Below are 25,489 nucleotides of genomic sequence, written 5' to 3' on the forward strand. Positions count from 1 at the left end.
CCGGCTACCGATTGATTATTACACGCCAATGTTAGTCCTACATCCCTGCGGTTATGACAAATGCCAAGTTCCGCTCCTCGCTCATAGCGGACCTTCAAGAGCATAGAGATGCCGCGGCTAAGCGGCATTTTCATCTACTACATTCACCTTACTTTCTGGTGTGTGAAGCGTTTCAGGTCGAAATCGATTATTGTGCGTTGGTCACGGAAAATGCCGCAACGACCGTAGCGGATCAATTCGCCCCGTGCAATGGCTATTCGTATGTATTTCTCTGCGGTGGTGCGATGCAGATCGAACATCCCAACGACTTCTTTCGTCGTGATACGGCCATGCTTTTTCACCAACTCAATGATCCTTGATATGATTTGGTTGCGTTCACTCTGTGTTTTTGGTCTCGGCATCGGTTACGCCCTCCCCGCCTGACGCAGGCAGTCTTTACGACGCTTGGCGATACGGGCGACCTCAACAGCACTACCAGCTATGCCAAACATTTCTGAATACACCGCAGCTGCTCTTCGCCATAGGCCTTTTGCCTCAAGCGCCTTCGCTTTCTCCTCTGCGGCCTGCATCCTGACTGGATCGCTTTTTTCCGCCATACACGGAAGGATTACATCCGGAATATCCGCGTGTGGTACCGCCTCGTATGTGTACTGAACACTATTCCGCGAACGAACGATCACGCCTTGGTCGCTTAAGTCACGAAGCAATTTGCCTGCTGTTGCACCTGACATATCCAGTGCCTCTGCAACATCCCCTACGGCGCAGTTCGGTTGGTAGCGCACAAACACTGCTACCTGCTGTTTTTGTGTTAATACTTTGGTCATTGGTCAATACTCGATTAGTTGGTTAAACCTGCCGCTTTACGGCGTTGGTACTCTTCCATCAGCAGCTGTGCCGGAGTTGGCCCTGCCGGATGCCGCGGTGCAGCTAGCTGGCGACGGATTGGTGGAACTGAAAGCCCGTTGCTTACGTGCTTCGTCCATTTGGTTAATAATTTCTCTGCCAGTTTTTTAAGTTCCCCCTCGGTCATCTGACGCTCAACTCCAGTTCTGCGCATTTCGATGCAGATGTGATATAGCACCGGCTGCGGCCACGGATATTTGTCACTACCCGAAAAACGATACGACTCGTTACGCCAGCGACGGTATTCACTCATCACGCGGTCAGATGTCAGCCCAAACGGATTGGCACCACTCTCTGAAACCAGCGAAACGAACTCAGCAAGATCCGGGGGCCATGTATTACCTACTGCGCAACGGTCCATGCATTGCTGACAAACCAGTTTGATCTGGTTCTCAGTCATCGAACCTATCTGAGCTATCCACAGGGCCGTGGGTTCTGCCCCATTCTTCTGCGTCCAGCGGTTCGAGAAGATTTCCCCCATCACCTGCCATAACCGCCACGCCGTCTCCGTCGCCATCAAGTCCGTTCCGGCGTCGCCACTCTGCGTGTGCTGACTGTATTTGCTGAACAGCCCGGGATGCTGCTGGCTGTGGTCGAACTGATGCATTCTCGGTACCTCCCGTTTGTGGTGCTTTCAGAACCTTTGCGCGATCCAGGTGGCGAGCGAACTTCTGCTCCCACTGAATTTGATGAAACACTTTCCCTTCGGCTTGCCAGTAAGCGATGAAGCTGCTCAGTTCGGCTTCGATATTTATGCCCGCCTTGATCGGCATGCCCCACAGATTTGCCTGTCGAGCAAAGTCAGCTGTTGGATTCCAGTTTTTAAACATCCGGAATTTGCCGAATGGCTGCTGTAGCCCAATTCCGATACCTGGCTGATCCGGATAATCAGGAATGACAGGTTCGACCAGTTCTCTATGTGTGGGGTTTAGATCTTTATGGTTCCTTGGTAGATTCCGTGTCCCGTTTTTGGGACTGTTTAAAGGGAAAAACGGTACTCTTTGGTTAAATTCCGAACTGTTAACAATCCCGTTTTTGGTACCCTTATCACCTGAAATAGTCCCGTTAATGGCACTGTTTGTATTAACAGTTCCGTTTTCGGTACGGTTCAAATTAACCGTCCCGTTTTTGGGATCCTTTAAAGAGTTCCGTTTTTGGGTCTGTTCGGCATCGGGGATGCTTTCCTCAACACCGAGCAGCTTGTACACAGGAATTTGCTTTGTCCTGCCGCGCCGTTCACCTGTATCGACAACCAGGCCGATTTCCTGCAGATGCTGCAAGCCTGCAAGCACCGTCTTTCTGTCCATCTCAGTAGCCTCTGCAAGCGCAGCGACAGATGGATAAGCGCACAAGTCAGCACCGCACATATCAGCCAGCCAGGTCAGGATCGCCTTACTGGAGGATTTTCCGGTCTTAACTTTCTTGGCCCACCGCATTGCATCAATGCTCATGAAGCCTCCGGGTAGAATTCATTGATCAAAACTCGATTAAAAAAATTGCGGCGCTACGGCGCTGATACTCGCCAGTAGTGGTCCCGCCGCGTCAGCAGGTAACATGTTGAATAACGCGATTGCCGCTTCGCGGATCTCCTTCTCAAGCTTTTGCAGCGGTGCGCCCAGCAACTTCGCCTGATGTGCCTCACTGCATTCTTTGATAGCGCTCGCCACCAGCTCGGCTTCCGTTCTGGCATTACTGAGGCCATGCTTCCTGGCGATCTCAATAGGCATAGCGGCGACGATTGCCCCCGACAGTTGCATGATGTAAGCGGTGTATTTTTCCGAACCACCTTCGTTTTTCAGATACCGGAATAAATTCTGTTTGTTGACCGCGATACCTCGGCCCCCTTCCTTCGTCCACTGCTCTGCCACCAACTGAGCGATTTTTTCCTGCGCCTGGCCGGGCAAAGTGGATTCCCACTCCCGAACTGCAACCTGTATTGAACGGTGCTTAAAGCTATCTCGCCGATGCGCCATAAATTGATTTTGAGTTTTCAGCGGTCCGGCCAAGCGTTGGTTATGATGTTGATATGTAGCTGACTGCATGATTAAGCCTCCTTCTGAGGTAAACCATCTTTTGGATTGGGATAAAGATCAGGACGTAATTCATTAGGAGTAACTTGCCAATCAACGGCCTTACTCACTTTGAGCACAAGCTCTCCGGGAATTTTGTTTTTAAACCAGCCGTTTACAGTTTGGGCTCTCCTTTTCATCCGGCGTCCTAGCTCAGCCTGACTGCAAATCGATAAGAGCTTTTTTTGAATTGATGTCTTCATCAGTTGTTCCCAGTAGTTAACGATGAGTGACAATAAAACAAATTAAATCGATATCGTCAAATTATTTCGATAGTAAGAGCTACAGAAAAAATCTGTATAATTGCTAATAACTAGATGAATTGGATGAAGAGATGAACTTCGGTAAGAGATTGCAAAAGGCGATAAAAGATCTCGAAATATCACAATCTGAGCTGGCACGCAGACTGGGAGTCAAGGCTCAATCTGTTAATGGCTGGTGCAATTCTGACATTTTACCCAGATCTGAAATACTGAATCTTCTTCCCGCTGCGACTGGGTATCCACTCTCATGGTTCTTTATGGAGGATGGTGAGACCCTCGAAGAGCACGATCCTTGGGCACCAAAACCAAAAGTTAAGCCGTCAACAGAACTTCAAGAAAGACTTCTGGAAGCATTCGAACAATTGCCAACAGATGATGAAAAAGAACGAATTATCAAGATAATAGACCTTAGACTTGAAGAGCTCGATAATTTTGCAAAGACTTATCTGCAGAAACGTAATCTGATCCCGCCAACCAAATAGCCTTTCTTTTAATTCACCCTCTTGTGCTCGGGTCATCAATGACCCTAGGTTTTTCTCGCCCCATCTATCGATTTAATTTGACACATATCGATTGTATTGATAATAATATCTCTATCGCAACGAGTCATCGAGGCAGGACGCCCACGAAGTAGCTGCCGGCGGCATACGAAACACCGGATGAGATGGCAAGACAATCGCGCAGCAGGTTTAACGTTCCGCTAGCCGGCGATAAGGCGAAATGAGTTAACACCCCTGGTTCACCCGACATAGAGGTTAACTATCAAGGTAGGAAATAATGCATATCGAAATTTTCAGAATTGAAGGGCGAGCTTGTTTACTCATCTCCCCCATCAGAATCTCTGTAGCGGAGCGACTGGCGTCCGCCATGGAAAACAGCGAAGTCGTTGCAGCTCTTGGTGCTTATTTCACACCCGTTGGCGAGGCACCAGTTGGTGAACTCGTTGGGCTCTATCTCTACTTTGATAACCTCGATACCGCTGCGTTCATAACGATCAATCATCTGATTGAAACGGATAAGCCAATCCCGGTAATCGTCAGGTAGAACCCACGAATCTGTCAGTAACTCTATGCAGGAATCATATTGGTCGCGGTTTTTGAACCAATAAACACTTATTGGACGGGTTGCCATTTTTATGTCCTTGCAGGCTGATTTCAAATTTCAGCATACCATCGAGACTGAGGTGGTTAAAAGGCAGGCATTAACAGGAGAAGATCAACTATGACCGATTTCGCTAGAAAACCAGCACGGTGCCAGGCCGTACATCTGCCCTATTTTTGGGCGGTAATCCGCCGCATTTGCTACGCCCTGGCTCAAAAAGGCGATCCCACCGCTTCATAAAGCACAAAACCCGCGCAAGGCGGGTTAAGTACCCGGTCAGCCGACCAAAGCTTTCCGGAATCGAGTTTTGACCAATGACCACTACCCAAGGCGGCAATCACTAGCTGCGGGTATCTTACAACCAAAATTAAGGACCCGATATGGAATTCTTTCATTTAATCAAGGCAACGCAGAAATCCGGCAAAGAAGATGCCGTTATCTGGTTCACGGCTAAATCAGAAGCACGAGCCAATTTGCAGCTGGATGTTGAGTTGGAAGATGCTGGCATTGAAACCGGCCGGGGCAAGGATTATAGCAAGCCTATCCGTACCGATTTCCCTGTTTACAACGACCTGCCGGAAGAAAGCACAGTGGATTACACATGGTGCAAACGCTACGAACTCCAGGACGATGGACGCACCTGGCTGCCAAAGGCTGGTGCTGGATCAACTGAAGCCGTGGACAACACTGCAGCACCGGAACCGACCGTTAAAGTCGAAAGTACCGTCGAGAGTGTTCCTCTTGAAAACCGCACTCCAGCGGTCCGTTTTGCCGTGCACATGAACAGCGACAAATACCAGTCACATATCACTAAAGAGCAGCAGCTGGCTGCCAGCGAAATGTCACTGGATGAAGGCAACACCTATCTTCAGAACCTGCTGCTGGCGAAGAACGACATCCCTGAAGTTGCCGAACTCAGCCTGAACGCTGAGTGGAAACTCGTTCAGGCGATTAAGCAGGTATTCGCGCCAGATGAAGCGCACGAAACTGAAGATATCGCTGCATTCATGGCTGACTGGGCTAAAGCAGATACCAGCGATCGCAACCAATTAGTTGAAGACTGGCGCAGTGGCAAATTTACCCCTCTGAAATCTGAAAGCACCAGTGAGACCGGCGTTATAGCAGGTCAGGGGCTTGCACCTGATAACGGTATCCAGATTGACGAAAATGATGACGAAACCACACGTTATCCAGTCGTTAGCATGCCCTTCCGCAAGCAGCTACTCGCCCAGTTCACCTCCGACAAACTGCGCCACCACATTACACGCGATGAATACGAAGGTATCAGCGCGCTGGAGATGGACACTGACAATAGCTATCTCCAGAACCTGCTGCTGGCGGCAGAAAACTGCGAACAGGTTAAGGGTTACGACACCAAAGACCTGTGGCGCTATACCGACGCCATTCGCAAAGTGTTCAGGCAGGAAAAGCGTCACGAACTCGCTTTGGTTCTCCGATTCACCAGAATCTGGGCGGCGACTGATTACATTGACCGCGGCCTGCTGGTAAAAGAATGGGCCAAAGGCAATCGCATTGCAGAAATACAGCGTACTGAAAGCGGTACGAATGCTGGCGGAGGCAACAAGACCGACAGAAACCCTGACCTTAAACATGATCTCGACACTCTCGATTTAGAGATTGCGCTGGCCACGTTACCAATGGATTTCAACATTTATGATATCCCAGGTGGTGTTTTCCGTCGGGCAAAAGAGATCGTTAGTAAAAAAGAAAGTCCATTCAAAGAATGGTCTAGAGCTCTTCGCGCAACTCCGGGGGTTTTGGATTACTCCCGTGCAGCTATCTTTGCACTTATCCGCAGCGCTCACCCGGAGCATTACCTGTATCCGGCACGTCTCAGCGGATTCATTAACGCGAACCTGACTGAAAGCGATCATTCTGCTCAATCAGACGAAACTCTTGCGGCTGCGCGCCATAATCCTGAGGTGAGCTGGACAAACGAGGTAGTGACTGATTCTGCTTTTGAAACTGGCGGCCAGAATGAAGGGGCACAAGTCGACGGCGGCACGCAGCCGGTTCTCGAAAAAGTTGGTAATGGTCTTTTTTCTATTGAAGGGCTGACCACCAGCAACGCTGTAATCGACCAACTAAATACCGCGGCGGAGTACGTTGATAATGTGCAGATGGAAGAAACTGGCAATGATGAAATCCCGGACGGTGCTGCGTTATCAGAAGGCACGGAAGAAACTATCTCAAGCGCAAGCTCTACTGGAACTTATAGCAGCACAACTGCCATAAATAGTGATTCCGGTCATCATAATCATGCCGAGCCTGAAATGCTCTATACACACCTTATGGTCGACATTGAAGCTTTTGGCAAAAAGGCTGACTCACCAGTCGTATCTATCGGGGCCGTGTTTTTTGATCCATCAACAGGTAATACCGGCTCGGAATTTTACAAAGTGATTAGCCTGGAATCTGCCATGGCCAGCGGCGGGGTTCCGGATGCCTCTACCATAATCTTCTGGCTCAAAGCTTCGCCTGAAGCTCGTTCTGAGTTAGTGATGGATGATGCAATTCCGCTCGATGATGCCCTACTACAGCTAAATGAGTTTATAACCGAGAATGCGGCTAACGGCCCTGATTCTGTGAAGGTCTGGGGGAATGGTGCCACTTATGACAATGTCCTGCTTGAGGCATCTTATGACCGGACGGGGATCACCTGCCCATGGAAATTCTGGAATAACCGGGATGTAAGAACTGTTGTCGAGTTGGGTACAGCCGTTGGCTGCGAGCCTCGCTATGAGATCCCATTTGATGGAGAACATCACAAGGCTATTTCGGATGCTCTTCATCAGGTCAAATACGTGTCAGCAATCTGGCAGCGTCTGACTGAACACTGATTTTTTAATTTCAGAAAATGGCCCTGATATGGGCCATTATGAGGTAAATCACATGCTTCAAATGCTGACTTTAGAAGAATGGGCTGCGGAAAAATACCGGAGTAATCCCCCAAGTCTGAATACTTTACGTCGATATGCTAAAGAGAGCATGTTCACTCCCCCAGCTACCAAAGAAGGAAGATACTGGCGGGTAAGAGAAGATGCCGAGATTACAGGTAATTTAACCCAGCCTGTGATTAAAAAATCTGATTCGCCTATGCTTCAAAGGATACTGTCTGATGGCTGCCCGACCACGTAAAAACAACGTCAAGATACCTAATCTTTATCCGCTCTACAGTCGTAAGGTAAATAAAATCTACTGGCGGTATAAGCATCCCATTACAGGTAAGTTTCATAGCCTTGGAACTAACGAGGCCGAAGCAACAGCAATAGCAATCGAAGCCAATGAGCGACTAGCTGAACAGCGTACCAGACAGGTTTTGGCTATCAGTGACAAGATCGCCTCCAGCAAAGGAAAAGCGATATCAACGAATACATGGTTGGATCGTTATTGGAAAATTCAGGATGAAAGACTGGAGAATGGTGATATCAGGCCGAACACTCATAAGCAAAAGGCTAAACCAGTAGCCCTACTTCGTGAGAGCGTGGGAATGAAATTGATTTCATCCGTCGATGTTCGGGATGTTGCCCAGATACTGGAGTCCTATGTTGAAGAGGGCCAGCCGCGAATGGCTCAGGTCATACGCTCAGTGTTAATAGATGTGTTCAAAGAAGCACAGCATTATGGCGAGGTACCGCCGGGTTATAACCCGGCTCTTGCTACAAAACAACCACGCCGACGGATTACCCGACAACGTCTTAACCTTGACGAATGGCAAAAAATTTTCGCAATAGCTGATGCCCAACATCAATACATGGGCAATGCAATGCTTTTGGCGCTCGTTACTGGTCAGCGCCTCGGGGATATTTCCAACATGAAGTTTAGCGATATTTGGGATGACCATCTGCATGTCGTTCAGGAGAAAACAGGGAGCAAGCTAGCGATCCCTCTATCACTAAGGCTTAACGCGATTGACTGGAGTTTGAGGGATGTAGTTGCACGTTGCCGTGACTATGCAGTGAGTCCATATCTAATCCACTTCTTCCGGGCAACCTCAATGGCAGAACGAGGTGCACAGGTTAAGTCGAACACAATAACAATGAATTTCAGCAAGGCCCGTGATCGAGCAAAAATAAATTGGGGGGATGGCACACCGGCTACTTTCCATGAACAACGATCTCTAGCAGAACGTCTTTATGAAGCTCAAGGTATCGACACCCAAAAGTTGCTGGGGCATAAATCCCCTAATCAAACAGCTCGATACCATGATGATCGAGGTAAGAGCTGGATTACAGTTGGGCTTTAGGCTAATGACGCCCTGCAGTAGAATCCAGGAGCTATTTCCAACTGCAGAGCCTTACTATCACTATGAATTTTGAAAACTGAATAATTCATTCACATCGGTTTCATCTGTAAAAAACCCTTTAATCACCCTTAGATGGGAGTTAGGTATTCCGAATTCAAATCGAAACTTCTCCGCTACTCTCTCTGGGTATGGATCCAAGATTGTAATATAAGGAATGTTTTTGCGATTCAAAAATGCATCTAAAAATAGCTGATTACTTTTCAAGTCTGTACGCGGAAAGGAATAGCCTATGATAATTATGTGTTCTGCATTTGTTAGACCTTCTTGTGCCTTTTCCCAAAGGTTATCAAATAACATCCCGTATCCATTATAATTTTTTTGTTTCACGGGCGGTATGATAAGAGGTATTGATACTAATCCCTCAGAAGAAGCTGTGCCTTCAGGCACCCATGGTAATTTCAATCTTGCGCTAACCAGTTTTCGTCCCGCACCAGCAGCCCTCCCTCGATCATCCAAGATATTAGGAGGATAGTATCCATAAGAAAAATCTTCATAACCGGGTGTATACCGTCCTGCAAAACACGCATAAGGCTCTTCTGTACTTTCGTAAATCCATACGGTGTCAGGTGCTGATTCTTGCATTAAAACAACATCCTTCTCAGGACTCATGGGATGACTACTTAGCCAGTTCACAGACCCATGTAATTTGATAAGAAGTGGTGATGTGGGTTGCTTTTCATTTGGCGGCACCCAGCGATTTCTGTATATGCTTTTGGGCCAAAAACCATATCCATAATCAGTTGTCCATTCAGTCTCGCTATTTAACGCTCTATCCATAAGAGTGTCCCAATTGAAAGTAGCAACCATATCATCGTTACTTAACATTTTTGCCAGGGCTGAATGTGGACGTGATATAGGTCCATTTTGAATGGAATTTATTACAGCAGAGAAAATGAATATTAATTGAGTGTATGATTTGAACGCCATGATTCTTTCAAGACCAGCATCTTTTCCTACATAGCGATTCAAATTCGCTTCTATCTCTGTATATAACTCTTCAATATCTACATCTCTTGAAAAAAAATCCATAGGATTTTCTTTCTTTACCCTCTCGATAAAGTCTAATAATCCATCGATAAGTACCCATGGATGACCAGAAATATCTAACTTATCAAATGTAGAGAAAAAATCCTTTGCAATGGGCATTCTTACACCGGTAGGACTAACGGAGTATGATTTAGACGCACCAGCACCGAGCAACAAAAAATTCACAACTTTACCCTCCTAGTTAATTATTAAAACTTCTTCCTGCTAATCTATGGTTTTTCGTTGATTACCCCCCCCCTGAAAAGATGTATCCTTACCTTTGTGAACTCCTATATCATTAACAAAATTAAATCACGCCAGACATTCCGTTAAATTTTTTTATCAATCATGTATGAACTATATGATATTTAGTCCAACTATTAGAGCTCATCTTTCATTATAAAACGAGAGGTGATTTTGATAAAAGATTTTGATAAACTTTTGATAACCGTTCAAAAACTAATAATAAAAACGGGAACCAATCGGCTCCCGTTCTTGATTAACCCAGTATCTGGATTACATATTCGCGATAATCGCGTCGCCAAACTCTGAACATTTCAGCAGCTTAGCGCCTTCCATCAGACGTTCGAAGTCATAGGTAACGGTTTTCGCGTTGATCGCGCCTTCCATACCTTTAACGATCAGATCTGCAGCTTCGAACCATTCCATATGACGCAGCATCATCTCTGCGGACAGAATGATAGAGCCTGGGTTGACTTTATCCTGGCCTGCGTATTTCGGTGCAGTACCGTGAGTGGCTTCGAACAGGGCGCACTCGTCACCGATGTTCGCGCCCGGGGCGATACCGATACCACCCACCTGTGCTGCCAGCGCATCGGAGATGTAGTCACCATTCAGGTTCATACAGGCGATCACGTCATACTCAGCAGGACGCAGCAGGATCTGTTGCAGGAACGCATCGGCAATCACATCTTTAATGATGATCTCTTTACCGGTGTTCGGGTTCTTAATTTTCTGCCATGGGCCGCCGTCGATCAGTTCACCGCCGAACTCTTCGGTCGCCAGCTGGTAGCCCCAGTCTTTGAACGCGCCTTCGGTGAACTTCATGATATTGCCTTTGTGCACCAGGGTCACAGAGTCACGATCGTTGGTGATAGCGTATTCGATGGCGGCACGCACCAGACGCTTGGTCCCTTCTTCGGAGCACGGCTTGATGCCGATGCCGCAATGCTCAGGGAAGCGAATTTTCTTCACGCCCATCTCTTCGCGCAGGAATTTAATCACTTTTTCTGCGTCAGCAGAGTCCGCTTTCCATTCGATACCCGCGTAGATGTCTTCAGAGTTTTCACGGAAGATAACCATGTCGGTCAGTTCCGGGTGCTTAACCGGGCTTGGGGTGCCCTGGTAGTAACGCACCGGACGCAGACACACATACAGATCCAGTTCCTGACGCAGCGCCACGTTCAGGGAGCGAATGCCGCCGCCAACTGGCGTGGTCAGAGGGCCTTTGATAGCAACGCGATAGTCGCGGATCAGGTCCAGCGTTTCGGCTGGCAGCCAGACGTCCTGGCCATAAACTTGAGTGGATTTTTCACCGGTGTAAATTTCCATCCAGGAAATTTTACGCTCGCCTTTGTAGGCTTTCTCAACAGCGGCATCAACCACTTTCAGCATCGCCCGGGTAACGTCTACACCGATACCGTCACCTTCGATGAACGGGATAATCGGGTTGTGAGGAACGTTAATCTTGCCGTTTTGCAGGGTGATCTTTTTACCTTCCGCCGGAACAACTACTTTGCTTTCCATTAACCTCTCCTTCGAGCGCTTCTGGTTGTTACTGATCTTATGTTAATAAATTGTAATGAGCCTTCCGATAGTACCTGATTGTCCGACGCCATGAAAGGTCTTCGTTATTAGGCTATAATGCGGCAATTGATAACGCCTGAAAATACCATGACGAAAACTTCTTTTAGAAAACACCGAGTTGAGCGATTCAGCTCACGACAAGCCACCAGAAGAACGCCAGAACCCCAGCCAACGCGGGTCATACTGTTCAATAAACCCTACGATGTATTGCCGCAGTTTACCGACGAGGCCGGGCGCAGCACGCTGAAGGACTTTATCCCCGTACAGGGAGTCTACGCAGCGGGACGCCTGGATCGCGACAGCGAGGGGCTGCTGGTCCTTACCAATGACGGCGTGCTCCAGGCCAGGCTTACTCAGCCGGGCAAACGTACCGGAAAAATTTACTATGTGCAGGTTGAAGGCGAGCCGGACGACGCGTCGCTGGCAAAGCTGCGCAACGGCGTAACGCTGAACGACGGTCCCACCCTGCCGGCTGGTATTGAACGTGTGAATGAACCCGAGTGGCTGTGGCCGCGCAACCCGCCGATTCGTGAGCGTAAATCCATTCCTACCAGCTGGCTTAAAATCACCCTTTATGAAGGCCGCAACCGACAGGTCAGGCGCATGACTGCGCATGTGGGCTTCCCTACCCTGCGACTCATTCGCTACGCCATGGGCAGCTATACGCTGGACTCGCTGGCAAACGGGGAATGGCGGGATGTTACCCCTAAGGAGAACTGATGTTTAAACCTCATGTTACGGTCGCCTGCGTGGTCCACGCGCAGGGGAAATTCCTGGTGGTGGAAGAGACCATTAACGGCAAAGCGCTGTGGAACCAGCCAGCCGGGCATCTTGAAGCCAATGAAACCTTATTGCAGGCAGCGAAACGCGAGCTCTGGGAAGAGACGGGTATCCGCGCCGAACCGCAGCACTTTATCCGTATGCATCAGTGGATAGCGCCTGACCAGACACCTTTCCTGCGCTTTTTATTCGCCGTTGAGCTTAACGAAACGTGCGCCACTGAACCGCACGACGACGATATCGATCGCTGCCTGTGGGTGACCGCAGAGGAGATCCTGAACGCGCCAAACCTGCGCTCGCCACTGGTTGCGGAAAGCATCCGCTGCTGGCAGTCTACGGCGCGCCTGCCGCTGGATGTCATTGCAGAATTTAACTGGCCGTTTACAGAGGGTGTCAATGGTGGGGGGGCGTGATAGAATACGCCGCCTTGAAGTTCAATGTCGTGAGTATTCCATGTCAGATAACAGCCAGAAAAAAGTAATCGTCGGCATGTCCGGCGGTGTCGATTCCTCCGTTTCCGCCTACCTGTTGCAGCAACAGGGCTATAAGGTGGAGGGCCTGTTCATGAAGAACTGGGAGGAAGACGATGGCGAGGAATACTGCACTGCCGCTGCGGATCTCGCCGATGCGCAGGCCGTGTGCGATAAGCTCGGCATCGAACTGCACACCGTTAACTTTGCCGCAGAATACTGGGACAACGTTTTTGAACTCTTCCTCGAAGAGTACAAAGCGGGCCGCACGCCAAACCCGGATATCCTGTGCAACAAAGAGATCAAATTCAAAGCCTTCCTGGAATTCGCTGCGGAAGACCTGGGCGCAGACTACATTGCGACTGGCCACTACGTGCGTCGCGCGGATGTGAATGGCAAAAGCCAGCTGCTGCGCGGCCTGGACGGCAATAAAGATCAGAGCTACTTCCTCTATACGCTGAGCCACGAACAGATTGCCCAAAGTCTGTTCCCGGTCGGCGAGCTGGAAAAGCCGGAAGTGCGTAAGATTGCTGAAGATCTGGATCTGATCACCGCGAAGAAAAAAGACTCCACCGGTATTTGTTTTATCGGCGAGCGTAAATTCCGCGAGTTCCTGGGGCGCTACCTGCCTGCACAGCCGGGCAAAATCGTCACCGTTGACGGTGATGAGATTGGTCAGCACCAGGGACTGATGTACCACACTCTCGGCCAGCGTAAAGGTCTGGGTATCGGCGGCACCAAAGAGGGCAGCGAAGATCCGTGGTACGTGGTCGACAAAGACGTCGAAAACAATATTCTGGTTGTGGCTCAGGGTCACGACCACCCGCGCCTGATGTCCGTTGGACTGATCGCGCAACAGCTGCACTGGGTCGATCGCGAGCCGCTGAAAGGCACGCTGCGCTGCACAGTGAAAACGCGCTACCGCCAGACGGACATCCCTTGCACCGTAACCGCACTGGATGACGATCGCATTGACGTGCGTTTCGACGAGCCGGTTTCCGCCGTTACCCCTGGCCAGTCTGCTGTTTTCTACAGCGGCGAAATTTGCCTCGGCGGTGGGATCATTGAACAGCGCCTGCCGCTGCCTGCTGTTTAAACCGTTTGCACACATAAAGGAGACCGTGTGGCGAAGAACTATTACGACATCACCCTGGCGCTGGCGGGAATTTGCCAGTCAGCCCGTCTGGTGCAACAGCTGGCGCATCAGGGTCATTGCGACGCTGACGCCCTGCACGTTTCACTTAACAGCGTTATCGACCTCAACCCAGGCTCCACGCTGGGCGTCTTTGGCGGCAGTGAAACCAATCTTCGTCTCGGTCTTGAAACTCTGCTCGGCGTGCTCAACGCCAGCAACCGTCAGGGGTTGAATGCGGAACTGACCCGCTACACCTTAAGCCTGATGGTGCTGGAACGTAAGCTGAACACGGCAAAAGGCGCAATGAATACCCTGGGCGATCGCATCGCCGGGCTACAGCGCCAGCTCGACCACTTTGACCTCCAGTCTGAGACCCTGCTGAGCGCGATGGCCGGTATTTATGTTGACGTGATTAGCCCGCTCGGCCCGCGTATTCAGGTCACCGGTTCGCCTGCCGTATTGCAAAGCCCACAGGTACAGGCGAAGGTACGCGCTTCGCTGCTGGCAGGCATCCGTGCCGCCGTGCTGTGGCAACAGGTCGGCGGTGGCCGCCTACAGTTAATGTTTTCTCGTCATCGCCTGACGACTCAGGCAAAACAAATTCTTGCTCATTGTTAACCTCCCGGAGTTGCGAATTATGGAATTATCCTCACTGACCGCCGTATCCCCTGTCGATGGACGCTACGGCGATAAAGTCAGCGCGCTGCGCGGGATCTTCAGCGAATATGGCCTGCTGAAGTTCCGTGTTCAGGTTGAAGTACGCTGGCTGCAAAAGCTGGCCGCCCAGACAGCAATCAAGGAAGTTCCTGCTTTTGACGCAAAGGCAAACGATTACCTTGATAAAATCGTTGCTGAGTTCAGCGAAGAAGATGCCGCGCGCATTAAAACCATCGAACGCACCACCAACCACGACGTGAAAGCAGTTGAATACTTCCTGAAAGAGAAAGTGGCATGCGTCCCTGCCCTGCACGCGGTATCTGAATTTATTCACTTCGCCTGTACGTCTGAGGATATTAACAACCTGTCTCACGCGCTGATGCTCTCTACCGCGCGGAAAGAGGTGGTACTCCCTTACTGGCGTAAAATCATTGATGCGGTGAAAGCGCTGTCCGTGGAATACCGCGACATTCCGCTGCTGTCCCGTACTCACGGCCAGCCAGCAACCCCATCCACCATGGGTAAAGAGATGGCGAACGTGGCGTACCGCATGGAACGCCAGTATCGTCAGCTGGAGCAGGTTGAGATCCTCGGCAAAATCAACGGCGCTGTGGGTAACTACAACGCCCACATCGCCGCGTACCCGGAAGTGGACTGGCACCAGTTCAGCGAAGAGTTTGTGACCTCTCTGGGGATCCAGTGGAACCCGTACACCACCCAGATTGAGCCGCACGACTACATCGCCGAGCTGTTTGACTGCATTGCGCGCTTCAACACCATCCTGATCGACTTCGATCGTGACGTATGGGGTTACATCGCCCTGAACCACTTCAAGCAGAAAACCATCGCCGGGGAAATCGGTTCGTCCACCATGCCGCACAAAGTGAACCCAATCGACTTCGAAAACTCCGAAGGTAACCTGGGTCTGGCGAATGCCGTGTTGCAGCATATGGCGAGCAAGCTGCCGGTATCCCGCTGGCAGCGCGACCTGACTGACTCCACGGTGCTGCGTAACCTGGGCGTAGGTATTGGCTACGCGCTGATCGCCTACCAGTCCACCCTGAAAGGTGTGAGCAAACTGGAAGTTAACCGCGACCGTCTGCTGGACGAGCTGGATCACAACTGGGAAGTGCTGGCGGAGCCGATTCAGACCGTGATGCGTCGTTACGGCATCGAAAAACCGTACGAGAAACTCAAAGAGCTGACCCGCGGTAAACGCGTTGATGCTGAAGGTATGAAACAGTTTATCGACGGTCTGGCGCTGCCAGAAGAAGAAAAAGCGCGCCTGAAAGAGATGACCCCGGCAAACTATATTGGCCGTGCCATCACTATGGTTGACGAGCTGAAGTAATCGCCCTTCCCCCTTTCCATCCGGAAAGGGGGCTGTTTTTCATCATCGAGTTGATGTTTTCACGTCACATTACCTGTTTTGCCGGGATTAAAGCCTGCCGTCAGGATGGTTGTTAATTTTCGTCGTGGAATAACTTTCCGGAATATATCGTTTTAAGCCGAACTGGCACGGGGTTTCAGCCGTGCACGGACGATCCATCTCTTGCCGGTTGCCTGGACACGCGTTTTTCTGTTTGAACCCCATCCAGCCTATGGATGTAAAGGGCATTGCCTGCGCTATCCATACTCTACGGCGTCGATCGTTAATCAGGATCCCCTGGTTTGAGGTGGTGATGATTTCACCTGTACGACGTATTAATCTCCCTTTAACCACAGGATATAATTCAGGCCATACTGTGTTTCAACTTTGCAAAAGATAGTTCCGCTTTCCGGGCTCGCAATAGTCTCAACAACCTTCCATTCCATAAAACCCTCTTTACTCGCTATATTGCTGTTTTGTCGTGTAAAAATGCTGCTTTTCTGGCACATCTTATGCAAATCTAATTTCGCACCATAAAATAAGCGTAGACAAAGGCAGACATAGTGAGAACATCCTTACAAAAAAAAAGGGCAATCTTTACAAAACTGGCGTGACCCTTCTGTCAAAAAAGCGACTCGCCTTCAACATTTCATAAACGGATGGCTGTTTTATCCGGATTGCAGAAGCTTGCGAAAACAAGTCCGTTTATATTACCCGCGCCTGGCGTCATGCCCCCTGTGTTCTGGAGCATGCAAAAAAATCATTTAATTTCATCGCGCTGGTGTCAACCTGAATAATCAGCGTTAAACTATTCATACCATTTATAAAGGGAGAAGTGATGATGCGCGTACTGGTTGTTGAGGATAACGCATTGCTACGTCATCACCTGAAAGTTCAACTTCAGGAGATGGGTCATCAGGTGGACGATGCTGAAGACGCAAAAGAGGCCGATTATTATCTCAATGAACACCTGCCGGACATCGCCATTGTCGATTTAGGGCTACCGGATGAAGACGGATTGTCCCTTATCCGCCGCTGGCGTAGCCATGACGTTTCCCTGCCGGTGCTGGTGCTAACTGCCCGTGAAGGCTGGCAGGACAAGGTTGAAGTCCTGAGCGCTGGCGCGGATGACTACGTGACTAAACCCTTCCATATTGAAGAAGTCGCCGCGCGTATGCAGGCGCTTCTGCGCCGCAACAGCGGGCTGGCGTCGCAGGTGATCTCTCTGCCGCCATTCCAGGTGGATCTCTCCCGCCGCGAATTTTCTATTAATGATGAAGTGATCAAGCTGACCGCATTCGAATACACCATCATGGAAACGCTGATCCGTAACAACGGTAAAGTGGTGAGCAAAGATTCCCTGATGCTTCAGCTCTATCCGGATGCCGAACTGCGCGAAAGCCACACCATTGACGTGCTGATGGGCCGCCTGCGTAAAAAAATTCAGGCGCAGTACCCGCATGACGTGATCACCACCGTGCGTGGTCAGGGCTACCTGTTTGAATTACGCTAAATGAAAGGGATTTTGCGTCACATTTTACCCCTTTCGCTGCGGGTTCGCTTTTTGCTGGCAACCGCCGCCGTCGTGCTGGTGCTGTCGCTCTCTTACGGGATGGTGGCGCTGGTCGGGTATAGCGTGAGCTTCGATAAAACCACCTTCCGCCTGCTTCGCGGCGAAAGTAACCTGTTTTATACCCTGGCGAAGTGGGAGAACAACCGAATCACCGTCGAGATGCCGGAAAACCTGAATCAGCAGAGCCCGACGCTGGCGCTGATCTACGATGAAAAAGGGAAATTGCTGTGGGCCCAGCGCGATGTCCCGTGGCTGAAAAAGCGCATCCGTCCGGAATGGCTGAAAACCAACGGTTTTCATGAAATAGAAGCCGATCTCAACTCCACCAGCAGCCTGCTGCGTGACGATCGCGCCTTACAGATCAAGCTTAATGAGATCCGTGCCGAAGATGACGACACGGAGATGACCCACTCTGTGGCCATCAACCTTTATCCCGCCACCCTGAACATGCCGCAGTTAACCATTGTGGTGATCGATACCATCCCGGTTGAGCTGAAACGCTCATATATGGTATGGAACTGGTTTGTGTATGTTCTGGCTGCCAACCTGCTGCTGGTGATCCCTCTCCTGTGGGTTGCTGCATGGTGGAGCCTCCGCCCGATTGAATCCCTTGCCAAAGAGGTGCGCGAGCTGGAAGAACATCACCGCGAGAAGCTGAACCCGGAAACTACGCGCGAACTGACCAGCCTGGTGCGCAACCTCAACCGCCTGCTGAAAAGCGAACGTGAACGCTACGACAAGTATCGCACGACGCTCACCGACCTTACGCACAGCCTGAAAACCCCGCTGGCGGTGATGCAGAGTACCCTGCGTTCCATGCGCAGTTCGAAAATGAGCGTGGATGATGCAGAGCCGGTGATGCTGGAACAAATCAGCCGTATTTCACAGCAGATCGGCTATTACCTGCACCGCGCGAGCATGCGCTCCGGAAGCGCTCTGTTGAGCCGTGAACTGCACCCGGTAGCCCCGCTGCTGGATAACCTCACCTCGGCGCTGAACAAGGTGTACCAGCGTAAAGGGGTCAACATCAGTCTGGATATCTCACCGGAAATTAGCTTTGTTGGCGAGAAGAATGACTTTATGGAAGTGATGGGAAACCTGCTCGATAACGCCTGCAAATATTGTCTGGAGTTTGTCGAGGTCTCCGCGCGGGTAACGGATAACGAACTGCATATTATCGTTGAGGATGATGGTCCTGGCATTCCCCGTAATAAACGCGAAGTGGTGTTCGATCGCGGCCAGCGCGCCGATACGCTGCGGCCAGGCCAGGGCGTCGGATTATCCGTCGCCAGGGAAATTGTCGATCAGTACGAGGGCAAGATTGAAACCGGTGAAAGTTTGCTGGGCGGAGCCCGGATGGAAGTCATTTTTGGCCGCCAGCATCCCGTATCGAACGATAGTTGACCCGGAATGTGAAAAATACGCGGATCTCGCAGCCAGGGAGCGGGGCTTCCGTTATAATCCGACTCAGTAAGAGCCTGCGGAATACATAAATATGGATTATCAATTAACGCTTAACTGGCCCGACTTTATTGAACGTTACTGGCAAAAACGCCCGGTCGTTCTTAAACGCGGGATCAGCAATTTTATCGACCCTATTTCTCCTGACGAACTCGCTGGTCTGGCGATGGAAAACGAGGTAGACAGCCGTCTGGTAAGCCACCAGGACGGGAAATGGCAGGTCAGCCACGGTCCCTTTGAAAGCTACGATCACCTGGGCGAAAACAACTGGTCTTTACTGGTGCAGGCGGTCAACAACTGGCACGAACCTACCGCAGCCTTAATGCGTCCCTTCCGCGCCCTGCCAGACTGGCGAATGGACGATCTGATGATCTCCTTCTCCGTTCCCGGTGGCGGCGTGGGTCCGCATCTGGATCAGTACGACGTGTTTATCATTCAGGGTACCGGTCGCCGTCGCTGGCGCGTGGGCGAAAAAGTGCCAATGAAACAGCACTGCCCGCACCCGGATCTGCTCCAGGTTGATCCGTTTGAAGGGATCATTGATGAAGAGCTGGAGCCAGGTGACATTCTTTATATCCCACCGGGCTTCCCGCATGAAGGTTATTCCCTGGAAAACTCGCTGAACTATTCGGTTGGTTTCCGCGCGCCAAGCGGGCGCGAGATGATCAGCGGATTTGCTGACTATGTTTTACAGCGTGAGCTGGGCAGTTACCGTTACAGCGATCCGAACGTTCCGGCGCGTGAGCATCCGGCGGATATTCTGCCAGAGGAGCTGGATAAGCTGCGCGGGATGATGCTGGATCTGATCAACGAACCGGAGCACTTCAGACAGTGGTTTGGCGAGTTTATCAGCCAGTCGCGTCACGAACTGGACGTCGCACCGCCAGAGCCGCCTTATCAGGCAGATGAAATTTATGATGCGCTCCAGCAGGGCGATAAGCTGGTTCGTCTGGGCGGATTACGTGTACTGCGCATTGGCGAAGAGGTATTCGTCAACGGCGAGCGCCTGGACTCTCCGCATCGCCCGGCGCTGGAAGCAATTGCCAGCCATATGGTGCTGACTGCGGATACCTTTGGCGACGCGCTGGACGATCCCTCCTTCCTCGCCATGCTGGCCGCGCTGGTTAACAGCGGGTACTGGTTTTTTGAGGACTGAACCATGATGTTTGCCGGGTGGCAGCTACGCCTTACCCGGCCTACAAAAGCCGTTCCTGTAGGCCCGGTAAGCGAAGCGCCACCGGGCTTTTTTTACCGCTTCGCGGTTAACTCCGCTATCCGCACAATCACCTGCACCGCTTTCTCCATCCCTTCCAGCGTCACGAACTCATGCTTGCCGTGGTAGTTATATCCACCGGTAAACAGGTTCGGGCACGGCAGGCCCATAAACGACAGCTGTGAACCATCGGTTCCACCACGGATCGGTTTCATCACCGGCTCGATGTCACAATCGCGCATCGCCTGCTGGGCGATATCAAGAATGTGCGGATGTTCCATCACCTTCTCGCGCATATTGTAATAGCTGTCTTCGATGATGAGCTCAATATAGCAATCCGGATGTAGCCCCTTGCCGACTTTTTTCGCGATCTCCATCATCTTACGCTTGCGCGCTTCAAAGGCTTTGCGGTCGAAATCGCGGACAATATAGTGCATCTGCGCGCTGTCCACGGTCCCCTTGATGCTGGTCAGATGATAAAAACCCTCATACCCTTCCGTCATCTCCGGGCTTTCTTCGGCGGGCACTTCCGCATGAATACGCGCAGCCAGCGACAGTGCATTCACCATCACTCCTTTCGCAGAGCCCGGGTGCACGTTATTCCCGACGATTTTGATCGTTACCGATGCCGCGTTGAAGTTTTCATACTCAAGTTCACCCACGCCGCCACCGTCAACGGTGTAGGCCCATTGCGCGTTAAACGCCTCAACGTCAAAGTGTTTCGCGCCTTTTCCAACCTCTTCATCCGGCGTGAAGGCCACGCGGATATCGCCATGCGGGATATTTTTGCCCTTCAGCACCGCCAGCGCCGTCATGATCTCGGCGATGCCCGCTTTGTCATCGGCCCCCAGCAAGGTTTTGCCGTCGGTGGTGATTAACGTCTGCCCCAGCAGCTGATGCAGTACCGGGAACATCACTGGCGACAGCACTTCGTCGCCAATGCCCAGTGCTATATCACCGCCGCGGTAGTTTTCAACAATCTGCGGATTAACGTGTTTACCGCTAAAATCAGGTGAGGTATCGACATGAGAAATAAAGCCAATTGCCGGGATATCGCCGTCAATATTCGCCGGCAGCGTTCCCATCACGGTCCCTTTTTCGCTGAGCGTGACGTCAACCAACCCCATAGCCTCCATCTGCTCTTTCAGCAGATTTAGCAGCTTCCACTGGCCTTCGGTGCTTGGCACCTGTCGGACCCCCGGCTTAGATTGGGTATCCAGCGAAACGTAATGTAAGAAACGCTCAAGTAGTTTATCCATGCAGTCACCCTCACTTTTTGTGACAACATTATCATTAAGCAGCAAAACGCAAATATTGCGTCAGGTCACTTTTATCCCGCAAACGAGAACTTTTTACGTTTATATCGTTCTGCGTTAATAAATGTAGCTTATGAATAAGTGAGAAGGATTGGCGATTCAATGGGTTTGCCGTAGAATGTCCGCCCTCATTACGAGTCACCAAGGTGGTTACACACAAACCCCGCTTCAGTCTGCTGCCTGAGGCGTCTATATGGGACAGCGCGAAAATTGAATACACAACACCGTTCCCTTTCACCGCTGGTGCAACTGGAACGAATTCGTAAAAGTTTCGATGGCAAAGATGTCATTTCCGACCTTAATCTGACCATCAATGACGGTGAGTTTCTCACGCTGCTCGGCCCCTCCGGCTGCGGCAAAACCACCGTCCTGCGCCTTATCGCCGGGCTGGAAAGCGTCGATAACGGCCATATCCATCTTGAGAACCAGGACATTACCCAGGTTCCTGCCGAAGATCGCCACGTCAATACCGTCTTTCAGAGCTATGCCCTGTTCCCGCACATGACCGTGTTTGAGAACGTGGCGTTTGGCCTGCGGATGCAAAAAACACCGGCCAGCGAGATCCCGCCTCGGGTTACCGAAGCCCTGCGCATGGTGCAGCTGGAGGCATTCGCCCAGCGCAAGCCTCATCAACTTTCCGGTGGTCAGCAGCAGCGTGTGGCCATTGCCCGCGCCGTGGTCAACAAACCTCGCCTGCTCCTGCTGGATGAATCCCTTTCCGCGCTGGACTACAAGCTGCGCAAGCAGATGCAGAACGAGCTGAAAGCACTTCAGCGTAAGCTCGGGATTACGTTCGTGTTTGTCACGCACGATCAGGAAGAAGCCCTGACCATGTCAGACCGTATCGTGGTGATGCGCGACGGCAAGATTGAGCAGGATGGCACCCCGCGTGAAATTTATGAAGAGCCGAAAAACCTGTTCGTCGCCAGCTTCATTGGTGAAATCAATATTTTCAACGCCACGGTGATTGAGCGTCTGGACGAGCAGCGCGTGCGCGCGAACGTGGAAGGCCGCGAATGCAACATCACGGTGAACTTTGCCGTGGAAAAGAGGCAAAGGCTCAACGTCCTGCTGCGCCCGGAAGATCTCCGCGTTGATGAAATCCACGACACGGCTGACGTCGAAGGTCTGATCGGTTACGTTCGCGAACGTAACTACAAAGGGATGACCCTCGAATCCGTGGTCGAACTGGAAAACGGCAAAATGGTGATGGTCAGCGAATTCTTTAACGAGGACGATCCGGACTTCGACCACTCGCTGGATCAGAAAATGGTCATCAACTGGGTAGAAAGCTGGGAGGTTGTACTGGCTGATGAAGAACACAAGTAAGTTCCAGAATGTGGTGATTGCCACGATCGTCGGTTGGCTTGTGTTGTTTGTCTTTCTTCCCAACCTGATGATCATCGTGACCAGCTTCCTGACCCGCGACGATGCGAACTTCGTGGCGATGGTCTTTACGCTGGACAACTACGCGCGCCTGCTCGATCCGCTCTATTTTGACGTGCTGCTGCACTCGCTCAATATGGCGCTGATTGCCACCCTCGCCTGCCTGGTACTGGGGTATCCGTTCGCCTGGTTCCTGGCCCGCCTGCCGCAAAAAGTGCGGCCGCTGCTGCTGTTTTTACTGATTGTGCCGTTCTGGACCAACTCGTTAATCCGCATCTACGGGCTGAAAATCTTCCTCAGCACCAAAGGTTATCTGAACGAGTTTCTGCTGTGGCTGGGGGTGATCGAGACGCCGATCCGCATCATGTTCACCCCGGGCGCGGTGATTGTCGGCCTGGTCTATATCCTGCTGCCGTTTATGGTGATGCCGCTCTACTCCAGCATTGAAAAGCTCGATAAACCGCTGCTGGAAGCAGCGAAAGACCTGGGCGCCAGTAAGTTACAAACCTTTGTCCGCATCATTATTCCGCTGACCATGCCGGGTATTATCGCCGGCTGTCTGCTGGTCATGCTGCCTGCGATGGGGCTGTTCTACGTCTCGGACCTGATGGGCGGGGCGAAAAACCTGCTGATCGGTAACGTGATTAAGAGCCAGTTCCTTAACATTCGCGACTGGCCGTTCGGCTCGGCCACCAGCATAACGCTGACGGTGGTGATGGGGCTGATGCTGCTGGTTTACTGGCGTGCCTCACGCCTGCTGAATAAGAAGGTGGAGCTGGAATGATCGGTCGACTGCTTCGCGGTGGTTTTATGACCGCCATTTATGCGTATCTTTATATTCCGATAATCATTTTGATCGTGAACTCCTTTAACAGCTCGCGCTTCGGGATCAACTGGCAAGGGTTTACCACCAAATGGTATGGCCTGCTGATGAACAATGACAGCCTGCTACAGGCCGCTCAGCACTCGCTGACGATGGCGGTATTCTCTGCCACCTTCGCGACGCTGATTGGCTCGTTGACCGCCGTGGCGCTGTACCGCTACCGTTTTCGCGGTAAGCCGTTCGTCAGCGGTATGCTGTTTGTGGTGATGATGTCCCCGGATATCGTGATGGCCATTTCACTGCTGGTGCTGTTTATGCTGCTGGGCGTCCAGCTCGGTTTCTGGTCGCTGCTGTTCTCGCATATCACCTTCTGTCTGCCGTTTGTGGTGGTAACCGTCTACGCGCGTCTGAAAGGGTTCGACGTTCGCATGCTGGAAGCGGCGAAAGATCTGGGTGCCAGCGAGATGACCATTCTGCGCAAAATCATTCTGCCGCTGGCGATGCCCGCCGTGGCAGCAGGATGGCTGCTCAGCTTTACCCTGTCGATGGACGACGTGGTCGTGTCCTCCTTCGTCACCGGGCCGAGCTATGAAATTCTGCCGTTGAAGATCTACTCAATGGTTAAAGTCGGTGTTTCACCCGAAGTGAACGCGCTGGCGACTATTCTGTTGGTGTTATCGCTGGTTCTGGTGATTGCCAGCCAGGTTATTGCTCGTGATAAAACAAAATCTCAGGGGACACAGAAATGAAAAAAATGCTTGCCGCTGCGGCACTGGTGCTCGGAATGGGCGCTGCGCATGCTGATGACAGCAAAACGCTCTATTTCTACAACTGGACCGAGTATGTGCCGCCGGGCCTGCTGGAGCAGTTCACCAAAGAGACAGGCATCAAGGTGATCTATTCGACCTACGAGTCGAATGAAACCATGTACGCCAAGCTTAAAACCTATAAAGATGGCGCGTATGACCTGGTGGTGCCGTCGACCTATTTCGTCGACAAGATGCGCAAAGAAGGCATGATCCAGAAGATCGACAAAACGAAGCTAACCAATTTTTCTAACCTCGATCCTGAGATGCTAAACAAGCCGTTCGACCCGAACAACGACTACTCCATTCCGTACATCTGGGGCGCGACGGCAATTGGCATCAACAGCGATGCCATTGATCCCAAAACGGTTTCATCCTGGGCTGACCTGTGGAAGCCGGAATACAAAAGCAGCCTGCTGTTAACCGACGATGCGCGCGAAGTGTTCCAGGTGGCGCTGCGTAAACTCGGCTATTCCGGCAACACCACCGATCCGAAAGAGATCGAAGCAGCGTATAACGAACTGAAAAAGCTGATGCCAAACGTGGCGGCGTTCAACTCGGATAACCCGGCTAACCCGTATATGGAAGGTGAAGTGAATCTGGGGATGGTCTGGAACGGCTCTGCGTTTGTGGCGCGTCAGGCCGGGACGCCGCTTGAGGTGGTCTGGCCGAAAGAGGGCGGCATCTTCTGGATGGACAGCCTCGCGATCCCGGCGAATGCGAAAAACGTCGAGGGTGCCCTGAAGCTGATCAACTTCCTGCTGCGCCCGGATGTGGCAAAAGAGGTGGCGGAAACTATCGGCTACCCGACGCCAAACCTGGCCGCGCGGAAGCTTTTAAGCCCTGAAGTGGCAAATGATAAATCGCTTTATCCGGACGCTGAAACCATCAGCAAAGGGGAATGGCAGAACGACGTCGGTGACGCGAGCCGCCTGTATGAAGAATATTATCAGAAGCTAAAAGCAGGCCGTTAATGCATAACGG

Annotated in this window: 26 protein-coding genes; 17 read left to right on the plus strand and 9 right to left on the minus strand. The window is 51.3% G+C overall.

Annotated features, from left to right (window positions below; genetic code table 11):
- Window positions 1-143 precede the first annotated feature (143 nt).
- The 6 genes from ACOTXL_RS17245 to ACOTXL_RS17270 are packed head-to-tail and all read right to left on the minus strand — an operon-like array spanning window position 144 to window position 3,175.
- The gene (locus tag ACOTXL_RS17245; RefSeq protein WP_045350074.1) at window positions 144-401 is read right to left on the minus strand and encodes a DUF977 family protein; all 258 of its coding nucleotides are present in this window, start codon (window positions 399-401) and stop codon (window positions 144-146) included.
- A gap of 3 nt (window positions 402-404) precedes the next feature.
- Window positions 405-824, minus strand: coding sequence for a PerC family transcriptional regulator (locus ACOTXL_RS17250; RefSeq protein WP_045350075.1), 420 nt, complete (start codon window positions 822-824; stop codon window positions 405-407).
- Between the two features lie 14 nt (window positions 825-838).
- The gene (locus tag ACOTXL_RS17255; RefSeq protein WP_122974555.1) at window positions 839-1,384 is read right to left on the minus strand and encodes a replication protein P; all 546 of its coding nucleotides are present in this window, start codon (window positions 1,382-1,384) and stop codon (window positions 839-841) included.
- A complete protein-coding gene (locus ACOTXL_RS17260; protein WP_045350078.1) occupies window positions 1,296-2,354 on the minus strand; it encodes a DnaT-like ssDNA-binding domain-containing protein in 1,059 nt (352 codons plus the stop codon). The genes ACOTXL_RS17255 and ACOTXL_RS17260 overlap by 89 nt, the downstream gene beginning before the upstream one ends.
- A 36-nt stretch (window positions 2,355-2,390) precedes the next feature.
- Window positions 2,391-2,945: a toxin YdaT family protein gene (locus tag ACOTXL_RS17265; protein WP_045350080.1), complete on the minus strand. Its 555-nt coding sequence runs from the start codon at window positions 2,943-2,945 to the stop codon at window positions 2,391-2,393.
- Between the two features lie 2 nt (window positions 2,946-2,947).
- Window positions 2,948-3,175 (minus strand): transcriptional regulator, encoded by a 228-nt coding sequence (locus tag ACOTXL_RS17270; protein WP_029485136.1) that lies wholly within the window; start codon window positions 3,173-3,175, stop codon window positions 2,948-2,950.
- A gap of 131 nt (window positions 3,176-3,306) precedes the next feature.
- On the opposite strand from ACOTXL_RS17270, the gene ACOTXL_RS17275 reads away from it, so the two are divergent.
- The 5 genes from ACOTXL_RS17275 to ACOTXL_RS17295 all read left to right on the plus strand — a co-directional run bounded on the left by ACOTXL_RS17275 (window position 3,307) and on the right by ACOTXL_RS17295 (window position 8,603).
- Window positions 3,307-3,717 carry a helix-turn-helix domain-containing protein gene (locus ACOTXL_RS17275; RefSeq protein ID WP_045350084.1) on the plus strand — a complete coding sequence of 137 codons (411 nt, stop codon included), beginning with the start codon at window positions 3,307-3,309 and terminating at the stop codon, window positions 3,715-3,717.
- 295 nt (window positions 3,718-4,012) lie between these two features.
- The gene (locus ACOTXL_RS17280; RefSeq protein WP_045350086.1) at window positions 4,013-4,279 is read left to right on the plus strand and encodes a hypothetical protein; all 267 of its coding nucleotides are present in this window, start codon (window positions 4,013-4,015) and stop codon (window positions 4,277-4,279) included.
- A 437-nt stretch (window positions 4,280-4,716) separates the two neighbouring features.
- Window positions 4,717-7,197: an exonuclease gene (locus ACOTXL_RS17285; protein WP_072223401.1), complete on the plus strand. Its 2,481-nt coding sequence runs from the start codon at window positions 4,717-4,719 to the stop codon at window positions 7,195-7,197.
- Window positions 7,198-7,249: 52 nt separating this feature from the next.
- Window positions 7,250-7,495, plus strand: a complete 246-nt coding sequence (locus tag ACOTXL_RS17290; protein WP_071785721.1) for an excisionase — start codon at window positions 7,250-7,252, stop codon at window positions 7,493-7,495.
- Window positions 7,476-8,603 carry a site-specific integrase gene (locus ACOTXL_RS17295; protein ID WP_045350088.1) on the plus strand — a complete coding sequence of 376 codons (1,128 nt, stop codon included), beginning with the start codon at window positions 7,476-7,478 and terminating at the stop codon, window positions 8,601-8,603. Before ACOTXL_RS17290 ends, ACOTXL_RS17295 begins: the two co-directional genes overlap by 20 nt.
- Before the next feature lie 60 nt (window positions 8,604-8,663).
- Here the strand turns inward: ACOTXL_RS17295 and ACOTXL_RS17300 are convergent, their stop codons facing one another.
- Both ACOTXL_RS17300 and icd read right to left on the minus strand, forming a co-directional pair.
- Entirely contained in the window at window positions 8,664-9,875 is a 1,212-nt protein-coding gene (locus ACOTXL_RS17300) for a hypothetical protein (RefSeq protein ID WP_127341241.1), read from the minus strand.
- 330 nt (window positions 9,876-10,205) lie between these two features.
- Window positions 10,206-11,456: an NADP-dependent isocitrate dehydrogenase gene (gene icd / locus ACOTXL_RS17305; protein WP_045625985.1), complete on the minus strand. Its 1,251-nt coding sequence runs from the start codon at window positions 11,454-11,456 to the stop codon at window positions 10,206-10,208.
- Between the two features lie 117 nt (window positions 11,457-11,573).
- Here icd and rluE point away from each other — a divergent pair, with 117 nt between their 5' ends.
- From rluE to ACOTXL_RS17345, 8 genes are all read left to right on the plus strand, one after another.
- Window positions 11,574-12,236 (plus strand): 23S rRNA pseudouridine(2457) synthase RluE, encoded by a 663-nt coding sequence (rluE, locus tag ACOTXL_RS17310; RefSeq protein ID WP_022650805.1) that lies wholly within the window; start codon window positions 11,574-11,576, stop codon window positions 12,234-12,236.
- Window positions 12,236-12,709, plus strand: coding sequence for an NUDIX hydrolase (locus tag ACOTXL_RS17315; protein WP_022650804.1), 474 nt, complete (start codon window positions 12,236-12,238; stop codon window positions 12,707-12,709). Before rluE ends, ACOTXL_RS17315 begins: the two co-directional genes overlap by 1 nt.
- Window positions 12,710-12,749: 40 nt before the next feature.
- Window positions 12,750-13,862, plus strand: a complete 1,113-nt coding sequence (gene mnmA / locus ACOTXL_RS17320) for a tRNA 2-thiouridine(34) synthase MnmA (protein WP_032103856.1) — start codon at window positions 12,750-12,752, stop codon at window positions 13,860-13,862.
- 27 nt (window positions 13,863-13,889) lie between these two features.
- Entirely contained in the window at window positions 13,890-14,519 is a 630-nt protein-coding gene (gene hflD, locus ACOTXL_RS17325; protein ID WP_003857903.1) for a high frequency lysogenization protein HflD, read from the plus strand.
- A 19-nt stretch (window positions 14,520-14,538) separates the two neighbouring features.
- On the plus strand, window positions 14,539-15,909 hold the full coding sequence (gene purB / locus ACOTXL_RS17330; protein ID WP_022650802.1) for an adenylosuccinate lyase: 1,371 nt from the start codon (window positions 14,539-14,541) through the stop codon (window positions 15,907-15,909).
- Window positions 15,910-16,768: 859 nt separating this feature from the next.
- The gene (phoP, locus tag ACOTXL_RS17335; RefSeq protein ID WP_026094318.1) at window positions 16,769-17,440 is read left to right on the plus strand and encodes a two-component system response regulator PhoP; all 672 of its coding nucleotides are present in this window, start codon (window positions 16,769-16,771) and stop codon (window positions 17,438-17,440) included.
- Window positions 17,441-18,904, plus strand: a complete 1,464-nt coding sequence (gene phoQ / locus ACOTXL_RS17340; protein WP_015570801.1) for a two-component system sensor histidine kinase PhoQ — start codon at window positions 17,441-17,443, stop codon at window positions 18,902-18,904.
- A 91-nt stretch (window positions 18,905-18,995) separates the two neighbouring features.
- Window positions 18,996-20,117 (plus strand): cupin domain-containing protein, encoded by a 1,122-nt coding sequence (locus tag ACOTXL_RS17345; RefSeq protein ID WP_023315824.1) that lies wholly within the window; start codon window positions 18,996-18,998, stop codon window positions 20,115-20,117.
- Between the two features lie 92 nt (window positions 20,118-20,209).
- Here the strand turns inward: ACOTXL_RS17345 and pepT are convergent, their stop codons facing one another.
- Entirely contained in the window at window positions 20,210-21,433 is a 1,224-nt protein-coding gene (gene pepT, locus ACOTXL_RS17350) for a peptidase T (protein WP_023315823.1), read from the minus strand.
- 237 nt (window positions 21,434-21,670) lie between these two features.
- Here pepT and potA point away from each other — a divergent pair, with 237 nt between their 5' ends.
- The 4 genes from potA to potD are packed head-to-tail and all read left to right on the plus strand — an operon-like array spanning window position 21,671 to window position 25,479.
- Window positions 21,671-22,819 carry a spermidine/putrescine ABC transporter ATP-binding protein PotA gene (potA, locus tag ACOTXL_RS17355; protein WP_176687082.1) on the plus strand — a complete coding sequence of 383 codons (1,149 nt, stop codon included), beginning with the start codon at window positions 21,671-21,673 and terminating at the stop codon, window positions 22,817-22,819.
- Entirely contained in the window at window positions 22,803-23,660 is an 858-nt protein-coding gene (potB, locus tag ACOTXL_RS17360) for a spermidine/putrescine ABC transporter permease PotB (protein WP_017693625.1), read from the plus strand. Before potA ends, potB begins: the two co-directional genes overlap by 17 nt.
- A complete protein-coding gene (gene potC, locus ACOTXL_RS17365; RefSeq protein ID WP_015570805.1) occupies window positions 23,657-24,448 on the plus strand; it encodes a spermidine/putrescine ABC transporter permease PotC in 792 nt (263 codons plus the stop codon). The genes potB and potC overlap by 4 nt, the downstream gene beginning before the upstream one ends.
- Window positions 24,445-25,479 carry a spermidine/putrescine ABC transporter substrate-binding protein PotD gene (gene potD / locus ACOTXL_RS17370; protein ID WP_022650796.1) on the plus strand — a complete coding sequence of 345 codons (1,035 nt, stop codon included), beginning with the start codon at window positions 24,445-24,447 and terminating at the stop codon, window positions 25,477-25,479. The genes potC and potD overlap by 4 nt, the downstream gene beginning before the upstream one ends.
- Window positions 25,480-25,489 lie beyond the last annotated feature (10 nt).

Origin of the sequence: Enterobacter cloacae complex sp. IR5402 (assembly GCF_049238125.1) — a bacterium.
Taxonomy (GTDB): domain Bacteria; phylum Pseudomonadota; class Gammaproteobacteria; order Enterobacterales; family Enterobacteriaceae; genus Enterobacter; species Enterobacter hormaechei_C.